The organism is Streptomyces sp. NPDC002306 (assembly GCF_053593435.1).
Map to the genome: position 1 here is coordinate 52251 of NZ_JBSFCK010000002.1, position 14588 is coordinate 66838.

Sequence of the window (14588 nt, forward strand, 5' to 3'; positions counted from 1 at the left end):
ATGCGCGGAATCATCAGCCGCCTCTTCCCGGCGGACGTGGAGCGCTCGGGCATACGCACCGGGCTGCGGTGGAAGCTGAGCGCGGCCATCGCGCTGGTCGGAGCGCTGGTGGCGATCGCTCTCAGCCTGGTCGTGCACAACGCCGCCCGGGTCTCGATGCTGGACAACGCGCGCGACCTCGCGGACGAGCGGGTGCTGATCGCCGAGCGCAACTACGAGGTGTCGGGGCGGCTGAACTTCCCCAACATCAAGATCGACGACGCGGATCTGCCGCCGGAGCTGCGGGCGAAGGTCGCCGAGGGGCGCCGGGCGACCTTCGTCTCCGACCGGACGGGCGGGGTGCCCGACATCTGGGCGGCCGTGCCGGTCAAGGGGGGGCATGTACTGTCCCTGCACACCGGGTTCACCGACCGCAGCACCGACATCATCAAGGACCTCGACCAGGCCCTGGTGATCGGCTCCATCGCGGTGGTCCTCGCCGGAAGCGCGCTCGGCGTGCTCATCGGCGGCCAGCTCTCGCGCCGGCTGCGCAAGGCGGCCGCCGCGGCGAACCGGGTCGCCAAGGGCGAGACCGAGGTACGGGTGCGGGAGGCGATCGGCGGGGTCGTCCAGGACGAGACGGACGACCTGGCGCGGGCGGTGGACGCGATGGCGGACGCGCTCCAGCAGCGGATCGAGGCGGAGCGCCGGGTCACTGCCGACATCGCGCACGAGCTGCGCACCCCCGTCACCGGGCTGCTCACGGCGGCCGAGCTGCTGCCGCCCGGCCGCCCGACGGAACTCGTCCTGGACCGGGCGAAGGCGATGCGCACGCTCGTCGAGGACGTGCTGGAGGTGGCCCGGCTCGACGGCGCCTCCGAGCGGGCCGAGTTGCAGGACATCGTCCTGGGCGAGTTCGTGACCCGGCGGGTGGCGGCGAAGGACCCCTCGGTCGAAGTGCGCGTGGTGCACGAGTCGGAGGTGACCACCGACCCGCGGCGCCTGGAGCGCGTGCTGTTCAACCTGCTGGCCAACGCCGCCCGGCACGGCAGACCGCCGATCCAGGTCACCGTCGAGGGCCGCGTCATCCGGGTCCGCGACCACGGACCCGGCTTCCCCGAGAACCTGCTCGCCGAGGGCCCGAGCCGGTTCCGCACCGGCAGCAGCGACCGCTCGGGGCGCGGCCACGGCCTGGGTCTGACGATCGCGGCCGGCCAGGCCCGGGTGCTGGGCGCCCGCCTGACCTTCCGCAACGTCCGCCCGGCCGGAGCACCGGCGCACGTCCCGGCCGAGGGCGCGGTCGCGGTGCTGTGGCTGCCGGAACACGCCCCGACCAACACGGGAAGCTACCCGATGCTGCCGGGCCAGTAGAGCCGGGCGCGTCCGGGTTCCCAGGGGCGGGCCTGTCCCAGGTCCCATCCGGGCCCCCGAGGCCGGCTCGGGCGCTCGCACATCGTGGCCCCCGAGGCCGGCTGGGGCCGGGGGCACATCGGGTCGGGGCCCCTCGGGGCGCTCGGTGCGGGGGCTTCGCTCCTGGGGGCGGGCGTGTCTCGGCCCCGAAGGCCGGCTCGATCCCACCGCCCGGTGGCGTGCAACGGGCCGGGGTGTCGGCTCGGTTCCGGAGGGCGGCTCGGTCCGGGAAGCAGCCTGGCCTCGGACGTCGGACGGCGGCTCGCCCCGGGCACGGGGGCGTCTCCGCCCCCGTGCCGACTTGGTCCCGCAACCCGGCCTCAGGGATCGTCCCGCCCCCGAACGTGCCGGGCCCTCGCCTCTCAGAACGCACCCCGCGGCCCAGGGCGTCCGCCGGAGCGTCTCCGCTCCCGAACCGCCCCAGCTCGGCACGGACGAACCGCCCCAGCCCGGCACGGAGGAAGGCCCCCGGGGCGGACACGCGCCGGGGGCCTTCGGGAGGTGTTCGGCTCAGATGGCCTCGGCCAGCGGCGCCGTCGGCGTCGCCTCGTCCGTGGCACCGTCAGGCTTCGGCCCCGCACCCTTGAGCGGGACCTCCTTCACGAACACCGACGCCACCATCACGATCACGGCCACCGCGGCACCCAGCACGAACGCCGAGTGCGTACCGGCCGACACCGCGTGCTGGTAGGCCTCACGGGCCGCCGCCGGAAGCTTGGCCAGGCTGGCCGCGTCCAGCTGCGCGGACTGCTCGGTGATCTTCGAGCCCAGCGCGCCGGCCTTCTCCGCCATGACGTCCTGGACCCGGTGGTTGAACAGGGCGCCCATGATCGCCACGCCGAACGACGAGCCGAGCGTACGGAACAGCGTGGTGGAGGAGGACGCGACGCCCATGTCCTTCATCTCCACGCTGTTCTGCGCCACCAGCATGGTGATCTGCATCAGGCAGCCCATGCCCAGACCGAGGACGGCCATGTAGACGCTGGAGATGAACCGGGTGGTGTCCGTGTCCATCGTGGACAGCAGATAGAGACCGGCCGTCATCAGCACACCGCCGGCGATGGGGAAGATCTTGTACCGGCCGGTGTTGGTGGTGACCCGCCCGGCGACCATCGAGGTCACGAGCATGGCACCCAGCATGGGCAGGAGCAGCAGACCGGAGTTGGTCGCGGACGCGCCCTGCACCGCCTGCTGGTACAGCGGCAGGAAGAGCGTGGCGCCGAACATCGCGAAGCCGGTGATGAAGCCGATGATCGACATCAGCGTGAAGTTGCGGCTGCGGAAGATGTGCAGCGGGACGATCGGCTCGGCGGCCCTGGTCTGCCAGTACACGAACCCGATCAGGGAGGCGACGCCGATCCCGATGAGCTCCATGATCCGCGCGGACGTCCAGGCGTACTCCGTACCGCCCCAGGTGGTGACGAGGACGATCGAGGTGATGCCGACGGTCAGCAGCGCGGCGCCCAGGTAGTCGATGCGCGTCTTGGACCGCTTCTTCGGCAGGTGCAGGACGGCACTGATCGCGGCGAGCGCGACCACACCGAGCGGCAGGTTGATGTAGAAGGACCAGCGCCAGCCCCAGTTGTCGGTGATGGTGCCGCCGACCAGCGGTCCGCCGATCATGGCCAGCGCCATGATGCCGGCCATCATGCCCTGGTACTTGCCCCGCTCCCGGGGCGGGATGAGGTCGCCGATGATCGCCATGACACCGACCATCAGACCGCCGGCGCCGAGACCCTGGACGGCCCGGAAACCGATCAGTTCGCCCATGTTCTGGGCCATGCCGCTCATCGCGGAGCCGACCAGGAAGATCACGATCGACGACATGAAGGAGCCCTTGCGGCCGTACATGTCGCCGAGCTTGCCCCAGATCGGGGTGGAGGCCGCGGTGGCGAGGGTGTACGCCGTCACGACCCAGGAGAGGTGTTCGAGGCCGCCGAGCTCACCCACGATCGTCGGCATCGCCGTGCCCACGATCATGTTGTCGAGCATCGCGAGCATCATGGTGATCATCAGCGCGAGCAGGACCACCCGCACGCTCTTGGGTTGTTTCTCGTCGTCCGCGCCGACCGTGTCGACCGTCTGTGTGTCCGCCATCATTCCCGCTCCCCCAGTCTGCCACTTACTTGCCGACCGGCTAGTTGACTACACTGGGGAAAATAGACCTGGAACTAGCCGGTCGTCAAGTAAGTTTCCTGGGAGCGCGAGGAGTACGAGGATGGGCGGCATCATGGACGGCACCAAGCAGCAGCGCCGCGGCAACACCCGCCAGCGCATCCAGGACGTCGCGCTCGAACTCTTCGCCGAGCAGGGCTACGAGAAGACCTCGTTGCGCGAGATCGCCGAGGGACTGGACGTCACCAAGGCCGCCCTCTACTACCACTTCAAGACCAAGGAAGAGATCCTGGTCAGCATCTTCGAGGACCTGACAAGACCCATCGAGGAGCTCATCGAGTGGGGCAAGGGGCAGCCGCACACGCTGGAGACCAAGCAGGAGATCGTCCGGCGCTACCACCAGGCACTCTCCGACGCGTCACCCCTGTTCCGCTTCATGCAGGAGAACCAGGCGACGGTACGGGAACTGCGGATCGGCGACACCTTCAAGGACCGCATGCGCGGCCTGCGCGACATCATCATCGATCCGGACGCCCCACTGGTCGACCAGGTGCGCTGCCTCAGCGCCATCTTCACGCTGCACGCCGGCATGTTCGTGATGCAGGACCTCGAAGGCGACCCCGAGGACAAGCGCAAGGCCGTCCTGGAGGTCGCCGTCGATCAGGTCACGCGAGCCCACCAGGGCTCGTGACCGGGAGCGGTCGGACTCAGACCCCCACACCCTTGGCACGCAGGAACGCGACCGGGTTGACGGCCGAGCCGTAGTTCGGGGTGGTCCGCATCTCGAAGTGCAGGTGCGGACCACTGGAGTTGCCGGTGTTGCCGGACAGCGCGATGTGCTGACCGGTCCCGACGCTCTGGCCGACCCGTACGTCGATGCGCGACAGGTGCGCGTACTGCGAGTACATGCCGTTGCTGTGCCGGATGACGACGGCGTTGCCGTAGGCGGGGCCGTCACCGGCGCCGTTGCCGCCGGCCTTGACGACCGTTCCGCCGCACACGGCGACGACGTTGGTGCCCGTCGGCACCGCGAAGTCCTGGCCGGAGTGCTTGTGCGACCACATGCCGCCGACCTGGTTGAAGGCGGCGGACAGCGTGTACCGCTGGACCGGGTCGACCCACGCGGCGGCCGGCGCGCCGGTCCTGGCGGCCGGGGCGGCGGCGGGGGCCGCGACAGCCGGTGCGGCGGCCGCGACCCCGGCCCCCAGTACGGCCGTCGTTCCCAGACCGGCGGCCAGCACGGCGGCGCGGTTGCGGAGCAGGGACGTACGGGAAGAGCGGGACGTGACGCGCTGGAACATCGAAACCTCATGGGGACGGGGACGGAAGAGCCACCCGGCGCACGGACGGCTGCCGGGTGGGGCATCTCTTGGTAACCCGGGATCCCATGAGCACTCAAACCCGTTATCTACGACCTAAGGTCGTACGTAATCCCCAAATCGTGCACTTCTTGACACATCGCCCATTCACCGCAGAAGCCTGCCGAACGGGGCGGAATCCTAGAGGTTCTATGCGTAATGTCCTTTTTGCCTTTTTTGGTAATTCCACTATCTCCGGTAGTACCGGACATATCACCTGTGCCCCATGTCACCGGCCCCGCATATCGGGGAACTTGGGAATGTGACGCGGGCTACGTCGGCTGGACGGGATCCGGCGCTCTCACCCGGCCCGCGCGAAATGACGGTCACGCTCGCCCCCGAGGGGACGGCCGTACCGCGGGACCTCCGTGCCCCCTTCGCCCGTCACCCCTCCAAGTCACCGAAATCCAAGGGGTGTTGTGACGCACCTCTCTGTACACCTACCGTCCGGTAACCCTACGGTTCCTCTCGCGCCACCCTCACGCACGATCATGCTCACGACACGGCAGCGTACGGATGTGAGAGGACCCCCACCGATGAACAGACGAGGCCCCTGGACTCGCCGCATCTCCGCGACCGCCGTCGCGGCGGCCGCACTCGTCGCCATGGCCGCCCCCGCCGAGGCCGCGACGTCGACAAGCACCGCCTCCGCCGCCGCGGAGGTCGACTACGCGACCTGGCAGCAGGACTGCCGGTCCGTGATGGACCAGGCACTGCCCTACCTGAAGCAGCGCATCGCCGCCACCAAGCCGGGTGAGAAGCAGGCGATCGTCTTCGACATCGACAACACCACGCTGGAGACCGACTTCGGCTTCAGCTTCCCGCAGCCGGCCAACAAGCCGGTCCTATCGGTCGCCAAGTACGCCCAGGAGCACGGCGTCTCCCTGTTCTTCGTCACCGCGCGGCCGGGCATCATCTCCCTGCCCACCGAGTACAACCTGGAACACGACGGCTACGAGGTCTCCGGTCTCTACGTGCGCGGACTGTTCGACCTCTTCAAGAACGTCGCCACGTACAAGACCGCCCAGCGCGTCGACATCGAGTCCAGGGGCTACACGATCATCGCGAACATCGGCAACAGCGCCACCGACCTGTCGGGCGGCCACGCCGAGCAGACGTACAAGCTGCCGGACTACGACGGTCAGCTGTCGTAACCGCACCCGGGCAAGCGGAAGGGGCCGGTGCTTTCGCACCGGCCCCTTCTGGCGTCGCCCTGGGGGCTTACGCCTCCTTGCTCAGGTTCGGCCCGGCACCGCCGGCCGCCTGCTCGATCGGCGGGACGTCCGGCAGCGCCGACTTCTCCTCACCCCGGAAGGTGAAGGTCTTGGCGTCGCCCTCGCCCTCGGTGTCCACGACCACGATGTGGCCGGGGCGCAGCTCGCCGAAGAGGATCTTCTCCGAGAGGGTGTCCTCGATCTCGCGCTGGATGGTGCGGCGCAGCGGCCGGGCACCCAGCACGGGGTCGTAGCCCTTCTTCGACAGCAGCTCCTTGGCGGACTGGGAGAGCTCGAGGCCCATGTCCCGGTCCTTCAGGCGCTCGTCCACCTTGCCGACCATCAGGTCGACGATCCGCAGGATGTCCGCCTGGGTCAGCTGCGGGAAGACGACCACGTCGTCGACGCGGTTGAGGAACTCGGGCCGGAAGTGCTGCTTGAGCTCGTCCGAGACCTTGTTCTTCATGCGCTCGTAGTTGGTCTTCGTGTCGCCCGAGGCCGCGAAGCCCAGGTTGAAGCCCTTGGAGATGTCCCGGGTGCCGAGGTTGGTCGTCATGATGATGACCGTGTTCTTGAAGTCCACGACCCGGCCCTGGGAGTCGGTCAGGCGACCGTCCTCCAGGATCTGCAGCAGCGAGTTGAAGATGTCCGGGTGGGCCTTCTCGACCTCGTCGAAGAGGACGACGGAGAACGGCTTGCGGCGGACCTTCTCGGTCAGCTGACCGCCCTCTTCGTAGCCCACGTAGCCGGGGGGCGAACCGAAGAGACGCGAGACCGTGTGCTTCTCGCTGAACTCCGACATGTCGAGGGAGATCAGCGCGTCCTCGTCGCCGAAGAGGAACTCCGCGAGCGCCTTGGACAGCTCGGTCTTACCGACACCGGACGGGCCGGCGAAGATGAACGAACCACCGGGACGCTTCGGGTCCTTCAGACCCGCGCGCGTACGGCGGATCGCCTTCGACAGCGCCTTGACGGCGTCGATCTGGCCGATGACCCGCTTGTGGAGCTCGTCCTCCATGCGCAGCAGACGCGAGGACTCCTCCTCGGTCAGCTTGAAGACCGGGATGCCCGTGGCGGTCGCGAGGACCTCGGCGATCAGCTCGCCGTCGACCTCGGCCACGACGTCCATGTCGCCGGCCTTCCACTCCTTCTCCCGCTTGGCCTTGGCGGCGAGGAGCTGCTTCTCCTTGTCGCGCAGGGAGGCGGCCTTCTCGAAGTCCTGCGAGTCGATCGCGGACTCCTTGTCCCGGCGGACACCGGCGATCTTCTCGTCGAACTCGCGGAGGTCCGGCGGCGCGGTCATCCGGCGGATGCGCATCCGGGAACCGGCCTCGTCGATCAGGTCGATCGCCTTGTCCGGCAGGAAGCGGTCCGAGATGTACCGGTCGGCCAGGGTGGCGGCCTGGACCAGCGCCTCGTCCGTGATGGACACGCGGTGGTGCGCCTCGTAGCGGTCGCGCAGACCCTTGAGGATCTCGATGGTGTGCGGCAGGGACGGCTCCGCGACCTGGATGGGCTGGAAACGGCGCTCGAGGGCCGCGTCCTTCTCCAGGTGCTTGCGGTACTCGTCCAGCGTGGTCGCACCGATGGTCTGGAGCTCACCACGGGCCAGCATCGGCTTCAGGATGGAGGCCGCGTCGATGGCGCCCTCGGCGGCACCCGCACCGACCAGCGTGTGCAGCTCGTCGATGAACAGGATGATGTCGCCGCGGGTGCGGATCTCCTTGAGCACCTTCTTCAGGCGCTCCTCGAAGTCACCGCGGTAGCGGGAGCCGGCGACCAGCGCGCCGAGGTCCAGGGTGTAGAGGTGCTTGTCCTTGAGGGTCTCGGGCACCTCGCCCTTGACGATGGCCTGGGCGAGGCCCTCGACGACGGCGGTCTTGCCGACGCCGGGCTCACCGATCAGGACCGGGTTGTTCTTGGTGCGGCGGGACAGCACCTGCATGACCCGCTCGATCTCCTTCTCGCGCCCGATGACCGGGTCGAGCTTGGACTCACGGGCGGCCTGGGTGAGGTTCCGGCCGAACTGGTCGAGGACCAGGGACGTCGAGGGGGTGCCCTCCGCGGGGCCGCCGGCGGTGGCGGTCTCCTTGCCCTGGTAACCGGAGAGCAGCTGGATCACCTGCTGCCGCACCCGGTTCAGATCTGCGCCCAGCTTGACCAGGACCTGGGCGGCGACGCCCTCGCCCTCACGGATCAGGCCGAGCAGGATGTGCTCCGTGCCGATGTAGTTGTGGCCCAGCTGAAGGGCCTCGCGGAGCGACAGCTCCAGGACCTTCTTGGCACGGGGGGTGAAGGGGATGTGCCCGGACGGGGCCTGCTGGCCCTGGCCGATGATCTCCTCCACCTGCTGGCGGACCGCCTCGAGCGAAATCCCGAGGCTCTCAAGGGCCTTGGCGGCGACACCCTCACCCTCGTGGATCAGGCCCAGGAGGATGTGCTCGGTGCCGATGTAGTTGTGGTTGAGCATCCGGGCTTCTTCCTGAGCCAGGACGACAACCCGCCGCGCGCGGTCGGTGAACCTCTCGAACATCGTTAATCGCTCCTCAGAGCGGTCAGGCAGTGGGGGGAACTTCCCCTCCCTGTCCTTCCGCAGCTTAGTCCCGCAAGCGGGGACCGCTCATTCCAACTGCCGACACCGGACCGAGAACCAACTCTGCCTCCTGACCCCGAACGCCGACATATGCTCCAACCCGATGGTGCGAGACGATGTTCCCGCAGGCCAGGCAGATACCCGCACCAGCAGTACGCCGATGGCGAACGCAAGACGGCTTTTCCTGCGTGTCGCCCCCTCCCACTAGGGATGTCTTACCCGCTGGGACGGACACTCCATGCCGCGCGCACCGAATCCCTCCGCTACGGGCGAACAACCTTGCGCCTCCCCGCACCCCCACACGCTACCTTTTTCCGCACGCTGGGCAATCGCACGAACACTCAGCGTAACTCGCGGGGGTTTCGGAAGGTTGCGCTTGGCATGGTTGGCTCAGTCACCACCGTCCCCCTTCCTCGTCGGCCGCTCACCCCGGGAGACCGGACGCGGCACTGGTACGAGAACGAACTGGGCTGGCGGACCGTGCCCGGGGAGCCGGTGCAGCTGGTCACCGGGCTGCGCTTCGACGTCCTGGACGTGCCGGCCGAGGCGGGTTTCGGCGCGCTGCGGCGGCTGGCGCCGGGCTCTCCGGTGGCGCTGCGGGCCGACCGGATGCGGCTGCTGGTGGCCGCGGGCGCCGCGGACGAGCTGCCGGGGCTCCTGGACTGGCTGGAGTGGGGCACGCTGGCGCTGGATCTGGTGGCGCTCGGCGCGGGCGGGCGCATGGAGGCGCCACTGCTGCCCGGACCGGGCCATGGGCCGGTTCCGGGACGGGTCGCCGCCCGGCGGTACCCGCCTGACCCCTCCGGACCTCTTCAGGGGGCCGCTGTGTGGCTGCGGCCCCCCGTGCCGGGGTGCGAGGTCGAGACCTCGCTGCCGACGCTGTCGGCCGTGGGCGGCCCGGCCATGGGGGGCGGCGGGGACGTTGGGGGCGCCCCCGATCTCGCACGGCTCGTGGACACGGTGGCCACACAGTGCCACCGGGTCCGGTTGCGGCGCGCGTGCGCTCAGCCGTTGGCCTTCTCGTAAGCCTCACGAATGATCGCGGGAACACGGCCGCGGTCGTTGACCTCGAAACCGTTCTCCTTCGCCCAGGCACGGATCTGCGCGGTGTCCTGGCTGCCGCCCGTGGCGGCGCGCGCCTTTCCACGCCCACCCGCGGCACGGCCGCCGGTGCGCCGGCCACCCTTCACATAGGGGTCGAGAAGGCTGCGCAGCTTGTCCGCATTGACAGTCGTGAGATCGATCTCGTACGTCTTGCCGTCCAGCGCGAACGTCACAGTCTCGTCCGCCTCGCCGCCGTCGAGGTCGTCGACAAGAAGGACCTGAACCTTCTGTGCCACCGGATTTCCTTTCATCGAAAACGTGAGGGCCGGGGGTCTGCGGCGTCCGCCGTTTCGCCGCCCCTTGTTATATGCAGTACTGCACTACGTCGGAAAGCAAACCGCTTTTGCGGGAAAAACACAAACCCCCGACAGAGACCGAAGGACCGGCCCGGTACCGGAAACATGCGCGTTTCGGACATAGGGAACCCGGGCAGGGCCTGCCCGGTTGTACGGCGCTTGTCCTGGGCCGGTCCGGAGCTTGTCCGGCGTCAGTCCAGTGCTAGTCAGCGCTAGTCGTCGCCGGCCGTGACTAGTCGTCGTCTTGCCCGCCGGTGGAATATGTCTTGGCGAACCTCGCGATGCCCCGCGATCACAGATGCAGAAGCATCCGACTGTTGCCCAAGGTGTTCGGTTTCACTCGTTCGAGACCGAGGAACTCCGCGACGCCCTCGTCATAGGAGCGCAGGAGTTCCCCGTACACATCGGTGTCGACCGGCGTCTCGCCGATCTCCACGAAGCCGTGCTTGACGAAGAAGTCCACTTCGAAGGTCAGACAGAAAACCCGGCGAACACCGAGCCAGCGCGCGGTGTGCAGCAGCTTCCGCAGCAACTGATGGCCGACGCCCGCGCCCTTCAGACCGGGCTTGACCGCGAGAGTGCGGACTTCCGCGAGGTCTTCCCACATCACGTGCAGCGCGCCGCAGCCGACCACCTCGGCGTTGTCGTCCCGTTCGGCGACCCAGAACTCCTGGATGTCCTCGTAAAGCGTCACCATCGCTTTGTCGAGGAGGATGCCGTCACGGACGTACGCGTCAAGGAGCCGGCGCACGGCCGGGACATCGCTGGTCCGGGCCCGCCGGACGGTGATGGCTTTAGCGGTGACTTCGGGGCTCTCCGACATGTGCGGACGCTATCGCCCGTCGGCCTCCCCCGCCGAGCCGGGGTTCTCGCGTGACGTATCCGGCGCGGCCGTATCGGCCGCGGTATCGGGGGCCGGGGCGGGTTCGGGTGTTTCCGGTACCTGGACGATGCGTACGGCGTCCCGCAGTGCCTGCCGCTGTTCGTCGCTCATCATGCCGAAGAAGGCCACGAGAGCGGCCGCGGGGTTGTCGCTCTGCCCCCAGGCCTCGTTCATCAGCGCTGCGGCGTAGGCGGGACGCGTGGAGACCGCTTCATATCGATAGGCCCGGCCTTCGGCTTCTCGGCGCACCCAGCCCTTCTGATGGAGATTGTCCAAAACGGTCATCACCGTGGTGTACGCGATGGACCGTTCCTGCTGAAGGTCTTCCAGGACTTCCCGAACGGTGACCGGGCGGTTCCACTTCCACACCCGCGTCATGACCGCGTCTTCGAGTTCTCCCAATGGGCGAGGCACAGCTCAGAACAATAGTGGGAGATCTCGGTAATGGCGTGCCGGACGTGCGCTTTCAGCAGCAAACAAGAACAAAAAGGACGTACGACGCGGAAAATGCCGGGTTCGCACACGAGGTGCGCGGGCATGCGTCGTACGCCGAGGGGGACGTGCGCGGGGGTCACGCAGGCGGCGAAGCACTCCGCGGCGGGCGGATGCGGGAGAGCACTCCGCGGCAGGCGGAGGCGGGCAGGCGCGCGGCGGCCGGGAGGCGCGGCGGCGCCCGGCGTCAGGCCTCGGAATTCGCGGAGGTGACCTGGCGGGCACCCTCCGCGCGCGCGAGGGCGGCGTCGACGGCCGCGTCCTCCCTGGCCTTGGCGGCGCCGCTCTGGGTCTTCACGATCACCCTGATCACGCCGATGAAGAACACGGCCATGACGACCGGGGGCAGGAGCGCGGAGACATAGTCCATGGACCCAGAGTAGCCACGCCGGGACGGCGGGACGGGGGCGGGTGGGCGCCGGCCCCGTCCCGTGCCCCGATCAGCCCGCGGCCAGCCGCTGGGCCGGGTTCGCGGGCGGCGGGGACGGCTTGCGCCGCGGGAAGACCTCGCCCGGGGTCGGGACGGGGCGTCTGGCCGGCGTGGGCTCGTCGGGGGCGGGTTTGGGGGCGGCGGGGGCCGGCTTCACGGCGGGCTCCTTGCGGGGCTTGTCGGCCGGACCGTCGGCGGCCGCCTCGGCACCCCACGGGAGACCTCCGACGGAGTCGCCGCAGCGGCCCCCGGGAAGGGCCAGGAGGCGGGTGCGCGAGGCCGGGACGGTCGCGGCGGACGGAACGTGCCTCGGCGCGGCCGAGAGCTCCTGGGAGGCCGCGGCGGACCTCCGGGCGGCACCCCGGGCGAGCCGGGCACGTACGTCCTGTTCCGCGAGCGTCCGGCAGCGGTCCAGGAGGACCGCCGCGACCGGGTTGCCCCGCAGCGCCCGGAGTGCGGCGAGGTCGTCCGGGTCGGGACGGTACCCGGCGCCCAGCGCCTCCTCCAGGAGCGTGAAGTATCCGGCGGTGGTGCCGGGGAGGGCGGCACGGTACCGGGCGAGATCGGCCACCAGGAAGGCACGCAGCCGGGCGCCCTCGCGCATCGCCTCGTCTAGGGACTCGGCGACGCGAAGACAGTCCTGGACGTCCTCGGCCGAGGCGGGGGCGGGGTTCAGGGCGAGGGCGAGAGCACGGCGGAGCACACGCAGCTCCTCCGCACCGAACGCCATGCCGCCGCGGGATCCGTATGGCGTGGGCATGGAGTGACGGTACGCGCTAATCAGACAAATCCGTCATTGCGGACCCGCGCGTCGCGGGGAGCCACCCGGCTGGCTCCCCGGGTGGCTCCCGGCAAGCTCCGGGGTGGCTCCCGAGGGCCTCGCGGGCGGACTCCCAGGCGGCGGGCCGTGCCCTGCCCGTCTCAGATGCGGGAGACGTTCCGCTCGTAGACCAGGCGCAGACCGATCAGGGTCAGCCACGGCTCGTGTTCGTCGATCACCGAGGCCTCGCCCAGCACCATCGGCGCCAGCCCGCCCGTGGCGATCACCGTCACCTCGTCCGGATCGTCGGCCAGCTCCCGCGCCATCCGGCTCACGACCCCGTCCACCTGCCCGGCGAAGCCGTACACGATCCCGGCCTGCATCGCCTCGACCGTGTTCTTGCCGATGACGCTCCTCGGCCGGGCGACCTCGATCTTCCGCAGCTGCGCGCCCTTGACGCCCAGCGCCTCCACCGAGATCTCGATGCCGGGCGCGATGACACCGCCCACGTACTCCCCGCGCGCGCTGACCGCGTCGAACGTCGTCGCCGTACCGAAGTCGACGACGATCGCCGGGCCGCCGTACAGCTCGACGGCCGCCACCGAGTTGATGATGCGGTCGGCGCCGACCTCCTTGGGGTTGTCGGTGAGGATCGGCACACCCGTCTTCACCCCGGGCTCCACGAGCACCGCGGGCACGTCGCCGTAGTACCGGCGGGTGACCTCGCGCAGCTCGTGCAGCACGGACGGCACGGTCGCGCAGATCGCGATCCCGTCGATGCCGTCACCCAGCTCCTCCCCGAGCAGCGGGTGCATGCCCATCAGCCCCTGGAGGAGCACCGCGAGCTCGTCGGCGGTACGGCGCGCGTCCGTCGAGATCCGCCAGTGCTCGACGATGTCCTCGCCGTCGAACAGGCCGAGCACCGTGTGCGTGTTGCCTACGTCGATCGTCAGCAGCATGGCCGGTTCCCGCTCCCTACTCCGCCGCTCGAAGATCCAGGCCGATGTCCAGGATCGGCGAGGAGTGGGTCAGCGCGCCGACGGCCAGGAAGTCGACACCCGTGTCGGCGTAGGCCTTGGCGTTGTCCAGGGTCAGCCGGCCCGACGCCTCGAGCAGCGCGCGCCCGTGCACGATGCCGACCGCCTCCGCGCACTCGCCTGGCGTGAAGTTGTCCAGCAGGATCAGGTCGGCACCCGCGTCCACGACCTCGCGCAGCTGGTGCAGGGTGTCGACCTCGACCTCGATCGGCACGTCCGGGAACGCCTCCCGTACGGCCTCGAAAGCCTGGGCGACACCGCCCGCCGCGACCACGTGGTTGTCCTTGACGAGGGCCGCGTCGGACAGCGACATGCGGTGGTTGACGCCGCCGCCGCAGCGCACCGCGAACTTCTCCAGGGAGCGCAGGCCCGGCGTCGTCTTGCGGGTGTCGCGGACCTTGGTCTTCGTGCCCTCCAGGGCGTCCGCCCACGCGCGCGTGGCGGTCGCGATCCCCGACAGCCGGCACAGCAGGTTGAGCGCGCTGCGCTCGGCGGTCAGCAGGTCGCGCGTGCGCGTGGTGACCGACAGGAGCTTCTGCCCGGCCTCCACCCGGTCGCCGTCCTCCACGTGCCGCTCGACCTCGAACTCGTCCGTGCAGACGACCGAGATCACCGCTTCGGCGACCCGCAGGCCCGCCGCGACGCCCGCCTCGCGCGCGGTGAAGTCGGCGGTGGCCACGGCCTCCTCGGGGATGGTCGCGACCGTCGTCACGTCCACACCGTGGTCGAGGTCCTCCTCGATCGCGAGGTTGGCGATGTCCTCGACCTCCACGGGGTCGAGTCCCGCGTCGGTCAGGAGCTGCGCGAGCGCGGGGTCGAGCCCGCACTCCAGATATTCCTCGCCGGTGTCTGCGCCACAGGCACAGCCGTCGCCGCAGCCGCCGGAGGAGGCGAGGGGAAGGTCGGGGGTGCTCACT

The 14588-nt window shown here is 69.6% G+C and carries 14 protein-coding genes; 4 read left to right on the forward strand and 10 right to left on the reverse strand.

Going from position 1 to position 14588, the window contains the following annotated elements; genetic code table 11:
• Positions 1-1350: a two-component system sensor histidine kinase CseC gene (cseC, locus tag ACWCQK_RS04665; RefSeq protein WP_451151901.1), complete on the forward strand. Its 1350-nt coding sequence runs from the start codon at positions 1-3 to the stop codon at positions 1348-1350.
• Positions 1351-1899: 549 nt separating this feature from the next.
• Here the strand turns inward: cseC and ACWCQK_RS04670 are convergent.
• Complete coding sequence (locus ACWCQK_RS04670) at positions 1900-3486, reverse strand: MDR family MFS transporter (protein WP_451151903.1); 1587 nt, start codon at positions 3484-3486, stop codon at positions 1900-1902.
• Between the two features lie 121 nt (positions 3487-3607).
• Between ACWCQK_RS04670 and ACWCQK_RS04675 the strand changes: the two genes are divergently transcribed.
• The gene (locus ACWCQK_RS04675; protein ID WP_451151905.1) at positions 3608-4195 is read left to right on the forward strand and encodes a TetR/AcrR family transcriptional regulator; all 588 of its coding nucleotides are present in this window, start codon (positions 3608-3610) and stop codon (positions 4193-4195) included.
• Between the two features lie 16 nt (positions 4196-4211).
• Here the strand turns inward: ACWCQK_RS04675 and ACWCQK_RS04680 are convergent, their stop codons facing one another.
• Positions 4212-4805: a M23 family metallopeptidase gene (locus ACWCQK_RS04680; RefSeq protein ID WP_451151907.1), complete on the reverse strand. Its 594-nt coding sequence runs from the start codon at positions 4803-4805 to the stop codon at positions 4212-4214.
• 593 nt (positions 4806-5398) lie between these two features.
• Between ACWCQK_RS04680 and ACWCQK_RS04685 the strand changes: the two genes are divergently transcribed.
• Positions 5399-6016 (forward strand): HAD family acid phosphatase, encoded by a 618-nt coding sequence (locus ACWCQK_RS04685; RefSeq protein WP_451151909.1) that lies wholly within the window; start codon positions 5399-5401, stop codon positions 6014-6016.
• A 67-nt stretch (positions 6017-6083) separates the two neighbouring features.
• On the opposite strand, the gene ACWCQK_RS04690 is transcribed toward ACWCQK_RS04685, so the two are convergent.
• The gene (locus ACWCQK_RS04690) at positions 6084-8609 is read right to left on the reverse strand and encodes an ATP-dependent Clp protease ATP-binding subunit (RefSeq protein WP_451151911.1); all 2526 of its coding nucleotides are present in this window, start codon (positions 8607-8609) and stop codon (positions 6084-6086) included.
• Positions 8610-9050: 441 nt separating this feature from the next.
• Here ACWCQK_RS04690 and ACWCQK_RS04695 point away from each other — a divergent pair, with 441 nt between their 5' ends.
• Positions 9051-9695 carry an SCO3374 family protein gene (locus tag ACWCQK_RS04695; protein ID WP_451151913.1) on the forward strand — a complete coding sequence of 215 codons (645 nt, stop codon included), beginning with the start codon at positions 9051-9053 and terminating at the stop codon, positions 9693-9695.
• Here ACWCQK_RS04695 and ACWCQK_RS04700 read toward each other — a convergent pair.
• From ACWCQK_RS04700 to nadC, 7 genes are all read right to left on the reverse strand, one after another.
• The gene (locus ACWCQK_RS04700) at positions 9674-10009 is read right to left on the reverse strand and encodes a histone-like nucleoid-structuring protein Lsr2 (RefSeq protein ID WP_451152940.1); all 336 of its coding nucleotides are present in this window, start codon (positions 10007-10009) and stop codon (positions 9674-9676) included. The genes ACWCQK_RS04695 and ACWCQK_RS04700 overlap by 22 nt on opposite strands.
• Before the next feature lie 352 nt (positions 10010-10361).
• Entirely contained in the window at positions 10362-10892 is a 531-nt protein-coding gene (locus tag ACWCQK_RS04705; RefSeq protein ID WP_385775847.1) for an amino-acid N-acetyltransferase, read from the reverse strand.
• Between the two features lie 9 nt (positions 10893-10901).
• Complete coding sequence (locus tag ACWCQK_RS04710; protein WP_451151915.1) at positions 10902-11366, reverse strand: BlaI/MecI/CopY family transcriptional regulator; 465 nt, start codon at positions 11364-11366, stop codon at positions 10902-10904.
• Positions 11367-11631: 265 nt separating this feature from the next.
• Positions 11632-11814 carry a hypothetical protein gene (locus tag ACWCQK_RS04715; RefSeq protein WP_451151917.1) on the reverse strand — a complete coding sequence of 61 codons (183 nt, stop codon included), beginning with the start codon at positions 11812-11814 and terminating at the stop codon, positions 11632-11634.
• Positions 11815-11884: 70 nt separating this feature from the next.
• The gene (locus tag ACWCQK_RS04720; protein WP_451152942.1) at positions 11885-12604 is read right to left on the reverse strand and encodes a hypothetical protein; all 720 of its coding nucleotides are present in this window, start codon (positions 12602-12604) and stop codon (positions 11885-11887) included.
• Positions 12605-12795: 191 nt separating this feature from the next.
• On the reverse strand, positions 12796-13593 hold the full coding sequence (locus ACWCQK_RS04725) for a type III pantothenate kinase (protein WP_451151919.1): 798 nt from the start codon (positions 13591-13593) through the stop codon (positions 12796-12798).
• 16 nt (positions 13594-13609) lie between these two features.
• Positions 13610-14587, reverse strand: coding sequence for a carboxylating nicotinate-nucleotide diphosphorylase (gene nadC, locus ACWCQK_RS04730; protein WP_451151921.1), 978 nt, complete (start codon positions 14585-14587; stop codon positions 13610-13612).
• Position 14588 lies beyond the last annotated feature (1 nt).